Annotated in this window: 18 protein-coding genes; 6 read left to right on the forward strand and 12 right to left on the reverse strand. The window is 68.8% G+C overall.

Annotation, left to right across the window (positions count from 1 at the left end):
- Window positions 1–36: 36 nt before the first annotated feature.
- The 3 genes from hemC to BST10_RS10600 form a co-directional block, all read right to left on the reverse strand.
- Complete coding sequence (gene hemC / locus BST10_RS10590) at window positions 37–972, reverse strand: hydroxymethylbilane synthase (RefSeq protein ID WP_041316933.1); 936 nt, start codon at window positions 970–972, stop codon at window positions 37–39.
- Between the two features lie 5 nt (window positions 973–977).
- Window positions 978–2,357: a glutamyl-tRNA reductase gene (locus tag BST10_RS10595; protein WP_083037733.1), complete on the reverse strand. Its 1,380-nt coding sequence runs from the start codon at window positions 2,355–2,357 to the stop codon at window positions 978–980.
- Between the two features lie 178 nt (window positions 2,358–2,535).
- Window positions 2,536–2,796, reverse strand: coding sequence for a glutaredoxin family protein (locus BST10_RS10600; RefSeq protein WP_083037734.1), 261 nt, complete (start codon window positions 2,794–2,796; stop codon window positions 2,536–2,538).
- Window positions 2,797–2,832: 36 nt separating this feature from the next.
- Between BST10_RS10600 and BST10_RS10605 the strand changes: the two genes are divergently transcribed.
- The 3 genes from BST10_RS10605 to BST10_RS10615 all read left to right on the forward strand — a co-directional run bounded on the left by BST10_RS10605 (window position 2,833) and on the right by BST10_RS10615 (window position 4,974).
- Complete coding sequence (locus BST10_RS10605) at window positions 2,833–3,282, forward strand: nuclear transport factor 2 family protein (protein ID WP_083037735.1); 450 nt, start codon at window positions 2,833–2,835, stop codon at window positions 3,280–3,282.
- Between the two features lie 63 nt (window positions 3,283–3,345).
- Window positions 3,346–4,251, forward strand: a complete 906-nt coding sequence (locus BST10_RS10610) for an HAD family hydrolase (RefSeq protein ID WP_193466021.1) — start codon at window positions 3,346–3,348, stop codon at window positions 4,249–4,251.
- A 195-nt stretch (window positions 4,252–4,446) separates the two neighbouring features.
- The gene (locus BST10_RS10615; RefSeq protein ID WP_013827442.1) at window positions 4,447–4,974 is read left to right on the forward strand and encodes an FAS1-like dehydratase domain-containing protein; all 528 of its coding nucleotides are present in this window, start codon (window positions 4,447–4,449) and stop codon (window positions 4,972–4,974) included.
- A 9-nt stretch (window positions 4,975–4,983) separates the two neighbouring features.
- Here BST10_RS10615 and BST10_RS10620 read toward each other — a convergent pair whose 3' ends face one another.
- The 9 genes from BST10_RS10620 to BST10_RS10660 all read right to left on the reverse strand — a co-directional run bounded on the left by BST10_RS10620 (window position 4,984) and on the right by BST10_RS10660 (window position 12,584).
- The gene (locus BST10_RS10620) at window positions 4,984–6,015 is read right to left on the reverse strand and encodes a lysophospholipid acyltransferase family protein (protein WP_083037736.1); all 1,032 of its coding nucleotides are present in this window, start codon (window positions 6,013–6,015) and stop codon (window positions 4,984–4,986) included.
- A gap of 4 nt (window positions 6,016–6,019) precedes the next feature.
- Window positions 6,020–7,135 carry an SDR family oxidoreductase gene (locus BST10_RS10625; RefSeq protein ID WP_083037737.1) on the reverse strand — a complete coding sequence of 372 codons (1,116 nt, stop codon included), beginning with the start codon at window positions 7,133–7,135 and terminating at the stop codon, window positions 6,020–6,022.
- A gap of 87 nt (window positions 7,136–7,222) precedes the next feature.
- The gene (locus BST10_RS10630) at window positions 7,223–7,324 is read right to left on the reverse strand and encodes a 30S ribosomal protein bS22 (protein WP_003402602.1); all 102 of its coding nucleotides are present in this window, start codon (window positions 7,322–7,324) and stop codon (window positions 7,223–7,225) included.
- Window positions 7,325–7,509: 185 nt separating this feature from the next.
- Complete coding sequence (locus BST10_RS10635; protein WP_041316921.1) at window positions 7,510–7,767, reverse strand: helix-turn-helix domain-containing protein; 258 nt, start codon at window positions 7,765–7,767, stop codon at window positions 7,510–7,512.
- 139 nt (window positions 7,768–7,906) lie between these two features.
- Complete coding sequence (gene proC, locus BST10_RS10640) at window positions 7,907–8,767, reverse strand: pyrroline-5-carboxylate reductase (protein ID WP_013827437.1); 861 nt, start codon at window positions 8,765–8,767, stop codon at window positions 7,907–7,909.
- A gap of 27 nt (window positions 8,768–8,794) precedes the next feature.
- Window positions 8,795–9,646, reverse strand: coding sequence for a thioesterase family protein (locus tag BST10_RS10645; protein WP_013827436.1), 852 nt, complete (start codon window positions 9,644–9,646; stop codon window positions 8,795–8,797).
- 51 nt (window positions 9,647–9,697) lie between these two features.
- Window positions 9,698–10,540 (reverse strand): sugar phosphate isomerase/epimerase family protein, encoded by an 843-nt coding sequence (locus tag BST10_RS10650; protein WP_083037738.1) that lies wholly within the window; start codon window positions 10,538–10,540, stop codon window positions 9,698–9,700.
- Between the two features lie 17 nt (window positions 10,541–10,557).
- The gene (locus BST10_RS10655; RefSeq protein ID WP_083037739.1) at window positions 10,558–11,598 is read right to left on the reverse strand and encodes a hypothetical protein; all 1,041 of its coding nucleotides are present in this window, start codon (window positions 11,596–11,598) and stop codon (window positions 10,558–10,560) included.
- Window positions 11,595–12,584: a Ppx/GppA family phosphatase gene (locus BST10_RS10660; RefSeq protein ID WP_083037740.1), complete on the reverse strand. Its 990-nt coding sequence runs from the start codon at window positions 12,582–12,584 to the stop codon at window positions 11,595–11,597. Before BST10_RS10660 ends, BST10_RS10655 begins: the two co-directional genes overlap by 4 nt.
- A 72-nt stretch (window positions 12,585–12,656) precedes the next feature.
- Here BST10_RS10660 and BST10_RS10665 point away from each other — a divergent pair, with 72 nt between their 5' ends.
- The 3 genes from BST10_RS10665 to BST10_RS10675 all read left to right on the forward strand — a co-directional run bounded on the left by BST10_RS10665 (window position 12,657) and on the right by BST10_RS10675 (window position 17,062).
- Window positions 12,657–13,445: a DUF3109 family protein gene (locus BST10_RS10665; RefSeq protein ID WP_013827432.1), complete on the forward strand. Its 789-nt coding sequence runs from the start codon at window positions 12,657–12,659 to the stop codon at window positions 13,443–13,445.
- Window positions 13,446–13,739: 294 nt separating this feature from the next.
- Window positions 13,740–14,531 (forward strand): ABC transporter ATP-binding protein, encoded by a 792-nt coding sequence (locus BST10_RS10670; protein WP_232062549.1) that lies wholly within the window; start codon window positions 13,740–13,742, stop codon window positions 14,529–14,531.
- Window positions 14,513–17,062, forward strand: coding sequence for an FtsX-like permease family protein (locus BST10_RS10675; protein WP_235673686.1), 2,550 nt, complete (start codon window positions 14,513–14,515; stop codon window positions 17,060–17,062). The genes BST10_RS10670 and BST10_RS10675 overlap by 19 nt, the downstream gene beginning before the upstream one ends.
- Window positions 17,063–17,083 lie beyond the last annotated feature (21 nt).

Genomic DNA, 17,083 nt, shown 5'->3' on the forward strand with positions numbered 1-17,083 from the left:
CCCAGTCACTTCAGCCACTTCCGAACGCGGCTGTCTTCACCGCGCGTCCGACATGAGCTCGCGCGCACCCAACTCGAACAGTTCCGCCGCGACCGACACGCCCAATTCCCGGGCTCGGTCCGGACTGCCGATGCCGGACGCGCGGATCACGTCGGATCCGTCCAGCGCCGCCACGCAACTGCGCAGCGACAGCTCTTCGAAGACCCGGCCGTCCTCATCGATCGACTCGACCACCTCGGCGATCGCGCCCACCGGTGCGGAACAACCCGCCTCCAGTTCGGCGAGCAGGGTCCGCTCCGCGGTAACCGCCTGGCGGGTGTCGGTGTCATCCAACTCCGCCAGCAACGCCGCCAGCCCGGTATCGCCGGCGCGGCACTCCACCGCGAGCGCACCTTGGGCCGGAGCCGGCAACATCTGCACCGGCTCCAGCGTCTCGGTGATCGCGTCGAGGCGTCCGATACGGGCCAAACCCGCTCGGGCTACCACGATGGCGTCGAGTTCTCCGCTGCTTACCCTGTTCAACCTGGTATCTAGGTTGCCTCGTAGGGGGCGAATTTCCAAACCGAGACCCAGTGCTCTAAGCTGTGCGGCCCTTCGCGGCGACGAAGTGCCCAGCCGGGCGCCCGCCGGCAACTCCCCCAACACCAAACCGTCCCGCGCCACCAGTGCGTCCCGGGGGTCCTCGCGCGCCGGAACCGCGGGCAGCAGAAACCGCGGGTCATCGGCGGTGGGCAGGTCCTTGTGCGAGTGCACCGCGGCGTCGACCCGGCCGTCGAGAATTGCCTCGCGCAGCGCGGCGGTGAACACCCCCACCCCGAGGTCGGCGATCGGTCCCGACGAACGGTCCCCGATGGTGCTGATCATGACCAGTTCCGCGGGGTGTCCGGCGGCCACCAGAGCGTCACGAACGGTCCCGGCCTGAGTGGTGGCCAGCAAGCTGGCCCGGGTACCGATACGGATTAGTTCTCCCAAAACGTCTACCCGGCCGGCCCGGTTTCGGCGCCGACGTCGATTCCGTCTGACACCACTGGCAATTCGCCGGCGGTCGCCACAGCGTCCACGGCGGTCGGGTCGAGCTCGAACAGCTCGCGCAGCGCCTCGGCGTAACTGTCGCCGCCGGGGGAGCTGGCCAGCTGCTTGACCCGCACGGTGGGGGCGTGCAGCAGCTTGTCGACGACGCGGTGCACGGTGCGCGCCACTTCCTCGCGCTGGGCGGTGTCCAGGCCCGGCAGCCGGTGGTCCAGCCGCAGCAGCTCGGCGGTCACCACGTCGGCGGCCCGCTGCCGCAGCGCGGTCACCGTCGGGGTGACCTCGGCCATCCGCTGCCCGGCCAGGTAGGTGGCGACCTCGCGGGCGACGATGCCGTGCGCGGCGTCGGTGTCGGAGGTGGCGACCTGCGCCGACGGCTCGCGCTGGATCCGTTCCATGTCGATGACCTGCACGCCGGGCAGTCCGGCGACCGTGGCGTCGACATCGCGCGGCATGCCCAGATCGCAGATCACCAGCGGCTGGGTCGCCTCGTCGCGATTTCCGCCGGCCAGCGCATGGTGCACATCGGCCAGCGACACGACCGGGCTCACCGCCCCGGTGCAACAGACCGCGACGTCGGCGTCGGTCAGCGTTGCGGCCATCCGTTCCAGGCTGACGGCGTCGGCCGCGGCGCCGCTCTCGCGGATCTTGTGGGCCAGCCGCTGGGCGCGCGACAGCGAGCGGTTGACGACATGGATGCGCTCCACGCCGGCGCGCACCAGGTGGGCTGCGGACAGCGCACCCATCGATCCCGCGCCGATCACCACCGCAGTTCGCCCCTGTAATGCGTTCTCGCCGAGCTGTTTCGCGGCGATATCCAGGGCGACCGACACCACCGACGCGCCGGCGGCGTCGATTCCGGTTTCGGAGTGCACCCGTTTGCCCACCGACAGCGCCCGCTGCGCCAGCTCGTGCAGCACCCGGCCGACGGTGTTGTTGGCCTCGGCGGAGGCGTAGGCGCGGCGCACCTGCCCCAGCACCTGCTGCTCGCCGACGACCGCCGAATCCAGCCCGCTGGCCACCGAGAACAGGTGCTCGACGGCCGCCTCGCTGTAGCGGACGTAGGCGTACTTGGTCAGGTCGGTCATCGACATGCCGGAGTGCTCGGAGAGCACCTGCCCGACCGCCGACAGCCCGGCGTGGAAGGCATCGACGACGGCGTAGACCTCGACCCGGTTGCAGGTCGACAGAATCATCGCCTCTGTGACGAGCGGCGATTCCAGCACCTGCGCGACGATCTTGGCCTGATCGGGTTCGGCGGTGCTGAGCTGCTCGAGTACTGAGACCGGGGCGCTGCGATGCGAGACCCCGAAGAGCAGGACGCTCACGGCAATATCACCTGGTCCGCTCCTTGCTGTCACCCGTGAACAAACTTGACTCCACGGTAGAGGCTAAAGCGCTGGGCCACCAAATTTGTTCGATTGTTCGTCTGCTCGACAACGTCGGAGGGTGCGGTTTCGTCCCCGGTCCGCCGCTTGTCGCGCCGCAATCCGCGCAGTGGGCGGGTCAGCGGCCGGCCAGGTCGGCGCGCAACCGGGCCTCGTCGACCTCCCAGTAGCTGTGTTCGCGGCCGTCGAGCAGCACCACCGGCAACCGGTCGCCGAATTCGGCCCGCATTGCGGTGTCACCGGCCCTGGCGGCGGCGTCGACATCGGTGGTGCGCAGGTCGAACCCGAGTTCGGCGGCCAGTTGCGTCAGCTGGTCGTGCACCTTGACGCAGACCGCGCAGCCGTCGCGGGTCAGCAACTGCACCTCTGGGCGGGTCATTGCCCCAGTGTGGCCCACGGTGGCTATGTTTTCGATATGCCCGGCGCAAGTGCGGTGACGATCACGAACCTGCTATACCGCTACGCCGAGTCGATGGATGCCGGCGACTTGGATTCGGCCGCAGCGCTGTTCGGTCACGCCCGGCTCAAGGTCGGCCCCGACGCCGATGCCGTGCTCGACAGCGCCGGGATGCTGCAACTGTGGCGCGGGCTGGTCAAGATCCACGCCGACGGCACACCGCGCACCAAGCACGTCATCACCAATCCGATCCTCGACATCGATGAGGAGGCCGGTACCGCGACCTGCAGGTCCTACTACACGGTGCTGCAGCAGACCGATGCCGTTGCCCTGCAGGTAATCGCGGCCGGCCGTTATCACGACGAGTTCGAGCGGGTGGACGGCGTCTGGCGGTTCAGTTTCCGGGATTACTCGATGCTCGACCTCAAAGGTGATCTACGCGATCACCTGGGGGTATTGGGCAGTTAGTCCGGTTAGTGTTGGTGGCGGCCGCAGCAGCGGCCGTCAATGCACAGCGGAGGGAGTCGGGTGATGGCTTTACCGGGCCCGACCGACGGCGATTCCGCAGCGGGCCCTGAGCTGGAGCCGGTGGTCGGCGGGGATTTCGCGGCCAGCGCCGAGCGGGCGCTGGCCGACGTGCTCGACGCCGACACCCCGGCGCCGGTCGATCTGACCGCGGCGGCGTTCTTCGACGTCGACAACACCCTGGTGCAGGGCTCCTCCATGGTGCATTTCGGCCGCGGGCTGGCCGCCCGCAACTACTTCACCTACCGCGATGTCGTCGGCTTCCTCTACGCGCAAGCCAAGTTCCAGCTGACCGGCCGAGAGAACAGCGAGGATGTCGCGGCCGGCCGCCGCAAGGCACTGGCCTTCATCGAGGGCCGGCCGGTATCGGAGCTGGTCGAGCTCGGCGAAGAGATCTACGACGAGATCATCGCCGACAAGATCTGGCCGGGCACCCGCGAGCTGGCGCAGATGCACCTCGACGCCGGCCAGCAGGTGTGGCTGGTCACCGCGACCCCCTACGAGCTGGCCGAGACCATCGCCCGCCGGCTCGGGCTGACCGGCGCGCTGGGCACCGTCGCGGAGTCGGCCGACGGGGTGTTCACCGGCCGGCTGGTCGGCGAGATCCTGCACGGTCCGGGCAAGGCGCACGCGGTGCGGTCGCTGGCGATCCGGGAGGGGTTGAACCTGCGGCGCTGCACCGCCTACTCCGACAGCTTCAACGACGTGCCGATGCTGTCGCTGGTGGGCACCGCGGTGGCAATCAATCCCGATGCCGCGTTGCGCGAGATGGCACGCAAGCGCGGCTGGGAGATCCGCGACTTCCGCACCGCGCGCCGGGCGGCGCGTATCGGGGTGCCGTCGGCGCTGGCGCTGGGGGCCGTCGGCGGGGCCCTGGCGGCGGCCGTGGCGCACCGGAACGAGCGGGCGTAGCCTGCGGAGCCCGCGAGGGCCGGGCGACCGCATCAAGCACCGTGGCGCACCGGAACGAGCGGGCGTAGCCTGCGGAGCCTGCGAGGGCCGGGCGACCGCATCAGGCACCGTGGCGCACCGGAACGAGCGGGGTTGAGCTGCTCGCTGATAGGCTTCCGCCGCCGAACACCACGGCGAGCGGAGGGGTAAACCGGCATGGCAGTACACACCGAGTCGCAAGGGGTCATCGGTACCCACTACCGGTTCCCGGACTACTTCGAAGTCGGCCGGGAGAAGATCCGCGAATTCGCCCGCTCGGTCAAAGACGAGCACCCGGCCCACTTCGACGAGGCCGCCGCGACTGAGGCCGGGCACCCCGGACTGGTGGCGTCCCTGACGTTTCTGGCGGTCGCCGGCCGCCAGGTGCAGCTGGAGATCTTCGACAAGTTCGACATCCCGATCAACATCGCCCGGGTGCTGCACCGCGACCAGAAGTTCACCTTCCACCGGCCGATCGTGGCCGGCGACAAGCTGTTCTTCGACACCTACCTGGACTCGGTGATCGAATCCCACGGCACGGTGGTCAGCGAGGTTCGCAGTGAGGTCACCGACGCCGACGGCAAGCCGGTGGTGACCAGCGTGGTCACCATGCTCGGCGAGTCGGTGAACCAGGACGCCGATACCGAGGCGGCGACGATCGCCGCCCTCGAGGCGATGCGCGATCGGGCGCTGGGCAAGAAGTAGCTACCCGACTCAGCCGAAGAACATGTTGCGGCGGCCGGCCAGCAGCCGGTACAGCGTCTGCTGGATCGTCTCGCGCACCTGGTCGGTCAGTTCGAAGGTGACCATCGGGTCGTCGGCGGCGGCGGGCTCGTAGTCGGTGGTCTCGATCGGTTCCCCGAAGGCGATGTGCCACTTCGACGGCAGCGGCACCAGGCCCGCCGGACCGGCCAGCGGGAACAGCGGGGTGATCGGGAAATACGGCACGCCCAGCAGCCGGGCCAACAGCTTGATGTCGGCGATCATCGGATAGATCTCCTCGGAGCCGACGATCGAGCACGGCACGATCGGCGCCTGGGTCTGCAGCGCCGCCGACACGAAGCCGCCGCGGCCGAACCGCTGCAGCTTATAGCGGTCCTTGAACCGCTTGCCCAGGCCCTTGTAGCCCTCCGGGAACACCGCCGTCAGCTCGCCGGCCGCCAGCAACCGGTGGGCGTCGGCGGTGCAGGCCATGGTGTGGCCGGCCTTGCGGGCGGCCGGCCCGATCACCGGCAGGTCGAACACCAGATCAGCGCCGAGCATCCGCAGGTCGCGACGGCCCGGATGGTGGTCGTGCACCGCCACCGACAGCATCAGCGCGTCCATCGGCAGCACCCCGGCGTGGTTGGCCACCACCAGTGCGGGCCCGTCGGCCGGCAGGTTCTCGATGCCGCTGACCTCGACCCGGAACCAGTCGTTGAAGAAGACCCGCAGCAGCGGCAGCGCGACGGCTTCGTTGAAGTGCGGGTCGAACCCGAACTCGTCGACGTCGTAGTCGCCGGTGATCCGCTCCCGAAGGAATGCGGCGAGGCCGGCCACCCGCCGGACGAACTCGCTCGGGGCCGCCTCGGCGTCACCGGACGCCCCCGCGGCGACGCCGCGGCGTCCGTCGATATCGTGCACTACGGCGCTGATCTGCTCGGCTGAGGCACGGCCGTCGGGGCGGGCCAGCGTCGACGGGTGTCGGCGCGCAGACGCCGAGTTCTTGTGCAGCGGAATGACTTTAGCCCTGGAATCACCAGCCATGGCGTTACCCTCCCCGCGCCCTGTTAAAACCGATATCGCCCAGGCGTTGCACCGCGCTCACCGCGCGCCGTTCCGCCGACTGCACCCATTTGGGGTCGATGATCGGACTGAGACCTCGCCCCCGCACGTAGTCATCGAATGCCTCGGCGGTGGTCCATTTGGTGCTGTACCCGAGGTCGGTTCGCATTCTAGTCGTATCCATCACCCGGCCAAAGCTGAGATAGTTCAGCTGCTCCCGGTTGATCTCGGTGTAGTTGTTGGCCCGCCGCAACGAGTCCAGCGCCCACAGTCCCAGCCCGAACACCGGCATCGGGATCCGGCCCGAGCGGCGAATCGCCTGCGACATCATGATGATGCCGTCGGCGCCGACGTTGAAGGTGCCGGCCTTACCGGCCATCGTGGCCCGTTCCAGGGCGCCCAACGCATCCTGCTCGTGCAGCAACTGCAGGCGGGCATCGCGGCCCAGCACCATCGGCACCAGCGGGCCGCCGAGGTAGCGCGACAACGCGGTGTCCATGGCCGGGCCGATCATGTTGGCCATCCGCAGGATGGTGACCGCGATGTCGGGCCGGCGCCGGCCCAGCCCGCGGGCGTAGCCCTCGATGTCGACGCTGTCGCGGGGGAAGCCCTGGGTGGGCGGCCGGTGGCTGGTGCTGTCCTCGGTGAACAGCACCGGGTCACGCGAGCAGGACCCGTAGACCTCCGAGGTCGACTTGAGCACCACCCGGCGCACCGAGGGCGCCTTCTGGCAGGCGGCGAACAACTGCATGGCGCCCATCACGTTGAGCTCTTTCAGGGCCGCCCCGCCGCCGGAACGCGGCACGTACGACGCCGCGGCAGCATGCACCACGGTATCGACTTCGCTATTTCGAATCACCTTGGCGATAAAGGGATTGCGGATGTCGGCGCGGACGAATTCGGCGCGGCCCATCCGGCGCAGCATGTCCTTGCTCGGCATCACCGCGTCCACCGCGATCACCCGGTTGATCAAGGGATTCTGCGTCAGCCTGGCGGTCAGATAGCCACCCAGGAATCGGCATGCGCCGGTGACCAACACAACCTTGGGATAGTGCCGGACGTCGCTTCGCGTGCTGTCGTTCGGGGGTCCGGCCTCGTCCACCCCGCCAGCCTAACGGCCAGTCCGGAAAAGCAATACCGCGGCGATCGCCCGTCCCCCGCCCGGGACCCGGGCGCGGGCTCGGCGGAGTTACTTACCGAGTTTTCTGCGCTGCACCCGGGTACGGCGAAGCAGCTTGCGGTGCTTCTTCTTCGACATGCGCTTGCGCCGCTTCTTGATGACTGAACCCATGAACTCCGCTATCTGCTGCTGCCCGCGCCGCCACCGGGGCGCTGGGCGAACTTGATCGACCCGGCCACTTTACCCGTAGGCAGGCGCCGAGCAGAAAACCGGCACCTGACCGGGTCCCGGACACAGCCGACCCCGGGCGTCGCCGTGCGGCGACGCCCGGGGGGCGCTTACCTGTCGACCGGCGGTCAGCCTGCGTCGAAGAAGGAGGTCTCCAAGAGGTCGTGCACCGCCTTGGCGTGCACCCGGAAAGACCGTCCCACCCGCACCGCGGGCAGTTCGCCGTTGTGCACCAGGCGGTACACCGTCATCTTGCTGACCCGCATCAGCGCAGCCACCTCGGCCACGGTGAGAAATTGTGCCCGGCCCGTGTCGGCAGGGCCGGCATCCCGTGCCGCCCGGCCGCCAGCGGAGTCTCGTGCCGAAGGCCCGTTCGCAGACGTCATCGTTACCCATTTCAATCAGGCACGTGCAGTCCCAGCGGCTTCCCCTCCGCTGCGCCCACACGCACAGACATAGAGGAGAATAGCGGGACGAATGGGGTTCCTGCGACGGGTGAGAGGCAATATGTGAAAAATAAGTGAATTACTCTGATGTGATTCTTAGCTGCTCAGAGCGGGTTTTTGCGGCCCGGACGGCCCGATCGACCGAGGTCCGCAGGCCGCCGGCCTCCAGTTCCCGCAACGCGGCCGCGGTGGTTCCACCGGGGGAGGTCACCATGGCTCTCAGCTGAGCCGGACCGGTGTCGATGACCGAATTCGCCGTCCCCGCCGTCTCGCCGCGCTCCTCCAACAGCATCTGCGCCGACCCGGCCATGGTCTGCACCGCCAGATCGGTGGCCCCCTGCCGACTCAGCCCGGCGGCGACCCCGGCATCCACCAGTGCCTCCACCATCAAGAAGAAGTACGCGGGCCCAGAACCTGAGACGGCGGTGACGGAGTCCATCTGCTCCTCCGGGACGATCACCACCGTGCCGACGCACTCGAACAGCTCGGCGACCTGCTCGACCTGCTCGCTGCTGGCGAACCGGCCCTTGGCCAGCGCGCTGGCGCCGGCGCCGACCTTGACCGGGGTGTTCGGCATCACCCGGATCACCGCGGTGCCCGCAGGCAGCTTGGACTCCACGTACCCGGTGGTGACACCGGCCACGATGCTCACCAGGACCTGCTCGGGACTGTTCTCTGAGGCGGCGGTGAGGTTCTTGGCGAACTCGGCGACGACGGATTCCACGTCCTGCGGCTTCACCGCGACGATCACGATGGACGCGTTCTCGACCGCGTCGGCGACCGAGGTCACCAGCACCGAATACTTCTCGGAGAGCTGTCGGGCGCGGTCACCGAAGCGTTCGGCGACGACGAGGTCCTTGACCGGGCGGCCGGCCGCCAGCAAGCCCGCCAGCAAGGCCTCGCCCATGTTGCCGCCGCCGATGATCGCGATTCTGGTCATGGCGACAGCATTTCAGACCCGCCTGCCTCAGCGGTCGGGAACCATGGCCAGCTGCCGGGTCTGCACCACGATGCGGCCTTCGCAGTCGACCACGGTGTGGTCTTCGTCGAACCAATCCTGGCCGATCTGCACGCAGCTGCAGATCACGCGCAGCCAGCCGTCGGCCGGCATGGCCCGCAGGTAGGCGGTGAGCTGCACCGTGGGCGCCCAGCCCATCCGGTTGACGGCGTAGGTCACCGGTGCCGAGACGTCGCCGCACAGCAGTGCGAACAGCACGTCGGGCGCGGCGCCCTTGGGCCGTACCCACATCTCGATCACCGGCGGGCCGCCATCCGAGCGCGGGCCGAGCGTGGTCAGCGCCGGGCGGATGTCGCAGCCGTGCGCCAGGTGCACGATGTGTTCCATCGGATGGCCCGGACCGATCGGCTCCAAGCCGGGCGGCGGCTCCGGCGTCATCAACGGCACCACCGGGTTGAAGGACAGCAGCGGCGGGGCCTGGTGCTCCGGCTCGCTCAGGGTGACCACCGCGCGCACCGCGGTGCGCTCGCCTTGGTTGAGTTCGACGTCGACCAGGCTGACCCGGCGGCCGCGCTTGCGAATCCTGGTCACCAGCTGCATCGCACCGGGGTCGGGCGCCCACAGGTAGCTGGCGGACACCGCGACCGGCTGGATTTTCGGCGCTGTCCCGTCGCCGGCTACGGCGGTGCGGGCGGCGTTGGCGCACAACGCCAGCATCGCGCCGCCGTGCACCTTCGGGCCGATCGTCCAGTGCTCGTTGAGCGCACCGGTGAACGATGCCACGTCGCCATCGTCAGAGCCATCGCCGCCATCGGTGCGCACCAGGGCCATGGCATCGGTGAACAGCGTGGATGAGGTCACGCGGGCCTCCTTGTGTCTCAGTGAACTTGTGTCTCAGTGATCAGCAGGCGGTCAGCGCAGCAGATGCGTGCGGGCGAACTGTAGCGACTCGATCAACAGCGCCTCGCGCTCATGCGGCGAGCGGGCGTGGGAGGTGGTCACCTCCAGCACCACATGACCGGTGAAGTCGCTGGCGGCCAGCAGGTGACACACCTCAACGGTCGGCTGGTCACCGCGCCCGGGCACCAGATGCTCGTCGGCCGGCAGTCCGGTGCCGTCGCACAGGTGCAGGTGGGTCAGGCCGGAGCCCATCCGGCGGGCCATCTCCAACGCATCGGTGCCGGCGGTCGCGGTGTGCGACAGATCCAGGGTGTAGTGCGCGTGGTTGCCGTCGAGTGGGTCGTGGGACGGCGCGAACGCCGAAATCGCGGCGCCCGGGCCGCCGCCGCGGCGGCGCATCCGTTCGCGGGACTGATCGGCGCCGAAGAAGCGGTCGGCGCGGAACGGGAACATGTTCTCCACCGCCACGGCCACGTCGCTGCGGGCCTCCAATTCGGAGACTTGGTCGCTGAATCCCTCGGCGTAGCGGCGCTGCCAGCGGAACGGCGGATGTACTACGACGGTCTGGGCTTCGAGTCGTTCGGCGGCCCGCACGCTGCGTTCCAGCTTGTGGATCGGGTTGGCGCCCCAGACCCGTTGCGAGATCAGCAGGCACGGTGCGTGTACCGACAGCACCGGCACCTGGTACTTGCGGGACAACCGCTGCACGGCGCCGATGTCCTGGCTGACCGACTCCCCCCACACCATCAGCTCGACACCGTCGTAGCCGAGTCGTGCCGCGTACTCGAAGGCAGCCTCGGCCCGCAGGGGGTAAACCGAAGCCGTCGACAAGCCGACCTTGATGGCGGGGCGCACGGACTAATAGTGAACGGCTAGTTGGCGTGCAGCGCCAGCGGCCCCAGCGTGATCAGCAGTCCGACCGCGACGGCGATCAAGGTGCTGACGATGTCGACGGTCTTGCGGACGGCCTGAACGGCGGCGACCAGGCCGAGCGTGACCAGCACCGTGAGCACCAGCGCGACGATGCTGTTCCACCGCCACAACTGGTCGAAGGCGATGAACAGCCCGCCGCCGAACGCCACCGCCAGGATCGATTGCAGCACCACCAGCAGCCCGCCGACCACGCCCGGCCGGCCAACGTAGTCGTCGTCCGCCGGCTCGGACGCGACGGCGTCGGCGGCGTCGGGGTCGGCCGGGCCGGCGGTATCGGCAAGATCGGTGCCCGCACTGTCCGCCTCGAAATCCTGCCGGACCGGCCGCTCGGCGCTGCCGGCCTTGCTGAGGACCGAGCGCACGTAGGCCGAGTCCCCGACCGCCAGGTCGGCCTCGCGCACATCGGTGTCCATCACGTCGAGTTCGACGTCGGTGTAGGTGTCGACCGGGTCGGGACGCATCCGTTCGGCGCCGGAGCCGGTGGAACGGTCGGCCGGTGCCGGGCGCCCGTTGCCCGCTGCGGGCACATCCGACCGGCGCATCGGCCGCGGGTAGGGACTCTGCTGCGGGCCGCCGGTGCGCGGCGGCTGCGGCGGCGATTTGGGCCAGCGCGGTTCGGGCGCCGACCGCTGGGCAGGTTCGTCCCGTTCCGCCGGTCGCGGCCCGGTGGCAGGGCTGTCCTCGTCGACGAATCCGGGCGCCGGGCCGATGGGCAGGGCGCCGCTCGCCGCGGTGTCGGAGGTCTCGCCGTCGTCCGGCGATTCGGCCGGCGCCGCCGGCGCCGGGGGCCCGTCCTCGTCCCGGATGATCGGGATCTCACCGGTCAGTTCGGCGACGGTGACGGCGTCGGCGTTGCCGCGCCGACGCCGGCGGCGACCGGTCACCGGCGGCGAACCGATCGTCCCGTTCTTGGCGAGCAGCTCGGCAACCGAGATCGGCCGCGTCTCGACGTCGCGGGGGTCGGGCTTGGGCTCGGTCATCGGGCGCCCCCTCTTTGCCGGGCCATGCCCACGGACGAGGATTGGAGCAAGGTGGCGCTGTCGGCTTCACGGTCGAGCCGCCGCAGGATCAAGCCCTCCCGCAGCGCCCACGGGCAAATCTGAACCGTTTCGATCGACAGCGCTCGCATGCTCGCTTCCGCCACCAGGGCGCCCGCCACGATCTGCGGGGCCCGCTCGGCGCTCACCCCTTCCAATTCGGCACGATCTGCCGTGGTCATCCTAGAGATGAATGATATGAGCTGCCTAAGGCCCGCGGCGGTCAATGTGCGCCGAACTCGCGGCCCGGCAGCCGACGGCGCGGCACCGGTGAGGCGCGCCAGCGAACGAAACGTCTTGGAACTGGCCACCGCGAGGTCGGGTGGGCCGGCGTCGAGAACCGTCGCGGCCGCGGGGGCCAACTCGGTGTCCAGCCAGTCCCGCAGCATCGACACCCGGCGCCGCCCGGGCGGGTCTTCGGGCAGCCACTCCCGGGTGAGCCGGCCGGCGCCCAACGGCAGCGACAACGCCACCTCGGGCTCCTCGTCGAGGCCGCTGGAAATCTCCAGCGAACCGCCACCGATATCGAGGTTGATGATCCGCCCGGCGCTCCAGCCGAACCAGCGCCGCACCGCCAGGAACGTCAGCCGGGACTCGTCCTCGCCCTCCAGCACCTGCAACTCGACGCCGGTCTCGGTGCGCACCCGCGCCAGCACATCCTCGGAGTTGCAGGCGTCGCGGACCGCCGAGGTGGCGAACGCCATCAGCTCCGCGCAGCCCGAACTACCTGCGATGGTGGCGAATTCGTCGATCGTGGACACCAGCTTGTCGGCACCACGCCGGGTGATCTTTCCTGAGCTGTCGGTGGCCTCCGCCAGTCGTAACGTGGCCTTGGTCGAGCTCATCGGGGTCGGGTGACCGCCCCGGTAAGCATCGACCACCAGGAGATGGACGGTATTGCTTCCGACGTCGAGTACGCCTAATCGCACGCAACCAACTTAGTGGGGCGAGGAATCGACCAAGGCGAGACAACGCGAATTCGTGGTCTAGCGTGGAGTTTTGTGACCCCCGCGCAGCCCGGCCCCCCGCGGCGTGAAGTCGGCCTGGACTTCCCCCGCGAATGGGTGGAGTTCTACGATCCGGACAACCCCGAACATCTGATCGCCGCCGATCTGACCTGGCTGTTGTCCCGCTGGACCTGCGTGTTCGGCACAGCGGCCTGCCGGGGCATCGTGGCCGGCCGGCCCGACGACGGGTGCTGTTCGCACGGCGCGTTCCTGTGCGACGACGACGACCGCGCCAAGCTCGACGACGCCGTCGCGCAGCTGACCGACGCCGACTGGCAGTACCGCGACAAGGGTCTGGGCAAGAAGGGCTACCTGGAATACGACGAGAACGACGGCGAGGAGCAATTGCGCACCCGCACCGTCAAGGGGGCCTGCATCTTTCTGAACCGGCCCGGATTCGCCGGTGGCGCGGGCTGCGCGCTGCACATCAAGGCGGTCCGGTTGGGGGTGGAGCCGCTGACCATGAAGCCCGACGTGTGCTGGCAGCTGCCGATCCGGCGCAGCCAGGAGTGGGTGACCCGCCCCGACGACACCGAGATTCTCAAGACCACGATCACCGAGTTCGATCGCCGGGGCTGGGGATCCGGCGGCGAAGACCTGCACTGGTACTGCACCGGTGACCCGGCGGCCCACGTCGGCGCCCGGCAGGTCTGGCAGAGTTTGGGGCCCGAGCTGACGGAACTGTTGGGCGAGAAGGCCTACGCCGAACTGGCGGCGATCTGTGAGCGGCGCAACGAACTCGGGCTGGTGGCCGTGCACCCGGCCACCCGCGCCGCCGAGTAGACGGAGTCTGGTGCACTTCAGCGGCCAGCCGTCCACGAACAAAAACTGCAGGTCAATGGTTGTTTTGCTGCGGAACGGCGTCGCCGGCGACTCCTGGCGAGCGCGAGAACACCCGCCGACCAGGGCAGTCAATGGTGTTCGGAGTCACCGACGAATGATTTTTAGCAGGCGGCGCAGGTCGGTATGCTCGAGGATGCCGTCCCCGGTAGCGCAGCATCATCGGAGTGCGCAATGAATTGAGAAACGCGCCCTACGCGGGCATGATCCCGTATCACACACGCCCGCTGGAGATTCATGATCAGGACCGACATCCACACCGTGGAGCTCGACCATAACGGACACACGCCGCCGGTCGTTCTCAGGCCTCCCGTGGTGCTGGAAGCGCGCAAACTCAACAAACAGTTCGGTCACGGCGATACCGCGACGCCGGTATTGCGGAACGTCGATATCCAGATAACCCGCGGCGAATTCGTCGCCATGGTCGGCCCGTCCGGCTCGGGCAAGTCGACCCTGCTGAGCATCCTCGGCCTGCTAGACCTGCCGACCTCCGGAGATGTGCTCATCAACGGCCACAGTGTCTCGCAGCTGTCGCGCCGGCAGTTGGCCGCCGTCCGATGCCAAACCCTCGGCTACGTATTCCAGGCGTTCAACCTTCTGGCGGGCCTGTCGGTCGTGGAGAACGTCATGCTGCCGGGCCTACTGGCGGGCAAATCCGGCCGCTCCCAGCATGCCCACGCGATGGGCCTGCTCGACCAGGTGGGGCTGGCCGCCAAATCCAAGCGGGTCCCGTCGGAGTTGTCCGGCGGTGAACAACAGCGGGTCGCCGTTGCCCGGGCGCTTTTCATGAAGCCAGACGTCATTCTGGCCGATGAGCCGACCGGCAACCTGGACACCGTTAACGGGCAGCGGGTTATTGACGCCCTGTACAACCTGAATGCCGCCGGCCAGACAATTGTCCTGGTGACCCACGACCGGAAAATAGCCGACGACGCTCCCCGGCTGGTTTCACTTCTCGACGGTGAAATCGAGACCGACAGCGGAATGGCTCATGCGCCCGACAATGTGACATGGCTCGCGGGACATTAGCCGCGACTTTCGGCCTGCTCCGGATCATCAATTTTCGGGCCGTTCGTAAACACGCATTCCGGGCCGCACTGGCCGCTTTCTCGCTGGGCGGCGGCGTCGCGGTCGTGGTGGCCGTCATGATCGAGGTCACCAGCGTGTCCAAGGCGGTGGAAGACGTCGGCTACCAGATCGCCGGGCCCGCACCGCTGCGCGTGGTCGGCGCCGCCACCCGCGGCGGCATCAGTCCGGCGGTCATCGAGGACACCCGGTCGGTCGCCGGGGTGGGCGCGGTGGTGCCCGTCATCCGCGGCGTGACGATGATCCGCAACGACGGCGACAGTGGCGGCAAGGGCACCGAGAGCTACGGGCTGGGCCTCGGCGTGGACTGCTCGGCGCAGTGGATCGTCGACCCGAAGGTCTGCCAAGCCGGGCAGCAGGAGCCACCGCCGGCGATCTCGAAGTCACTGGGCGACTCCCTGGACGCCTCGGCGACCCTGGTCACCGACGCCGGACAGCTGTCAGTGGAGAAGTTCCAGCGGGTGGCCGACCTGGACGAGGTCAACAACGGCCTGGTCGCGGTGCTGCCGCTGAGCATGGCCAAGGTGCAGTTCGCCCGCGGCGACCGAGTGGACATGTTGTACGTGACGCTGGCCCCCGACGCCGACGCCGGCGAGGTCCAACAGCAGCTGAAGACCACGCTGGGACCCACCTACAGCGTGCAGCCCCGCAGCGAACCGGCGAAGGGCTACAACGTCAACGACGTGCTGCTGCCGCTGCTGGGCATCTTCGCGCTGATCTCGATCGGTGTCGGGGTCATCCTGATCACCCAGATCACCCGGCTCTCGGTCGAGGAGCGCCGCCGCGAGATCGCGATCGCCTCCGCGCTGGGAGCCTCACCCGCCTCGATCATGACCGGGTTTCTCAGCGAGGCCGCGCTGCTGGGCGCGGCGGGATCGGCGATGGGCGTGCTGACCGGCATCGTGATCTCCGAGCCCATCGTGGCCAGCGCCAGTGAGCTCACCGAACGATTCGTCGGCGTCACCGTGCCGGTGGTGCTCAAGCCGGCGATCCTGGTGGTCGGCGTGCTGGCCGGGCTGCTGCTGGCGGTGGGGGCCGCGATCGGGCCCGCCCTGTCGGCCTCCAACACCCCGATCGCCGCCGAGCTGTCCGGGCGGGCGGCCCAGGAGCAGACCACACAACGCAAGATCTGGTTCCGGGCGCTGCTGCTGCTGGCGATCGGGCTCAGCGGGGTGATCGCGGCACGGCTGGCGACACTGTCCGGCGCCCTGGTGGCCTGGCAGGCCATCCTCGCCGACGTGGGCGCGGTGGTCGCGCTCATCGGGCTGCTGCTGGCCACCGCGTACCTGAGCGCGCAGGCCATCACCAGCGTGCGACCGCGGCCGGACAAGTCGCGCGGGGCGACGCTGACCATCGCCCTCAACGCGCTGCGCTCGGACCGCTCGCGCACCGCGGCGATCTCGGGCGCCATCGCGGTGCCGGTCGTGGTCGCGATCCTGCTCTCCGGGTTCCTCGTCGCGATTCACATCGGCGCCACCCGGGTCGCCGAATCCCAGGCGGACGGTCGCATCGCCATCACCACGACGCAGTTCGCCGACTACGGCCCCGTGGACGCCCGATTCGCCCCGCAGACGGTCAACAAACTGAACGCGTTGACCGGGGTGGAAAAGATCGAGCGGATGGCCGAGATCGAGATCAGCCTCAAAGACGGGTCACTGGCGCATATTCAGGCCCAGGACCGGCCGACATTTCCGTTCGGATTACTCGCCGGCCAATCCCCGGAGGCGAGTCAGAAGGCTAATCAGGTCGTCATCGGCAGCGTCCTCGCGCGGGAGAAAAAGCTCCATATCGGTGACATTCTGGTATTTGGAAGTGGACTCGATGCGCAGGCGATGAGCATCGGCACCATTGTGGCCACCCCCGAATACGGTGGCCGCCGGATCTACATGCCGTACTCGATCGCCGAGCAGATCTACGGCCCGCAGCCCGCCGGCCTGATCTTCGCCACGCCGGCAGCGGGATTCACCGCCGGCCAGGTCATCGAGAGCATCGGGGCCACCCAGTTCGACCAGCCGGTGACCGCGGTGGACACCGACGGCTACGCCTCGGAGATCGCGACGTCCATCGGCCGGTATCTGACGCCGTTGAACACCCTCAAGTACGGCCTGCTCGGCATCGCCTTCATCTCGGTGCTCTCGACGTTGCTGCTGGTCGGGATCCGGCGCAGGCGCGAAGTGGCGCTGATCCAGGCGCTGGGGGCCACCCGGGTGCGGGTGTTCTCCATCACCACCATCGAGGCCGTCGTCGCCGGCGCCGCCGGCGGCCTGTTCGGCGCGGTGCTGTCGATCGCCATCTCCGAGGCGGTCCGACGGGCCGCCGTGGTCAACGTCGGCCTGATCACCCCGCTGGTGTTCCCGTGGTCGGACGCGGTGCTCTACGCCGTATTGGCCACCGTCGCCGCGGTTTTCGCGGCCGTCATTCCCGCCTGGAAGAGCACTCGGTCCACTCCGGCGACCGAGCTTCGCGACGAGTAAGAGCTCCGCCGACACCGAGGA

It is taken from the genome of Mycolicibacter algericus DSM 45454 (genome assembly GCF_002086455.1).
Lineage (GTDB): Bacteria > Actinomycetota > Actinomycetes > Mycobacteriales > Mycobacteriaceae > Mycobacterium > Mycobacterium algericum.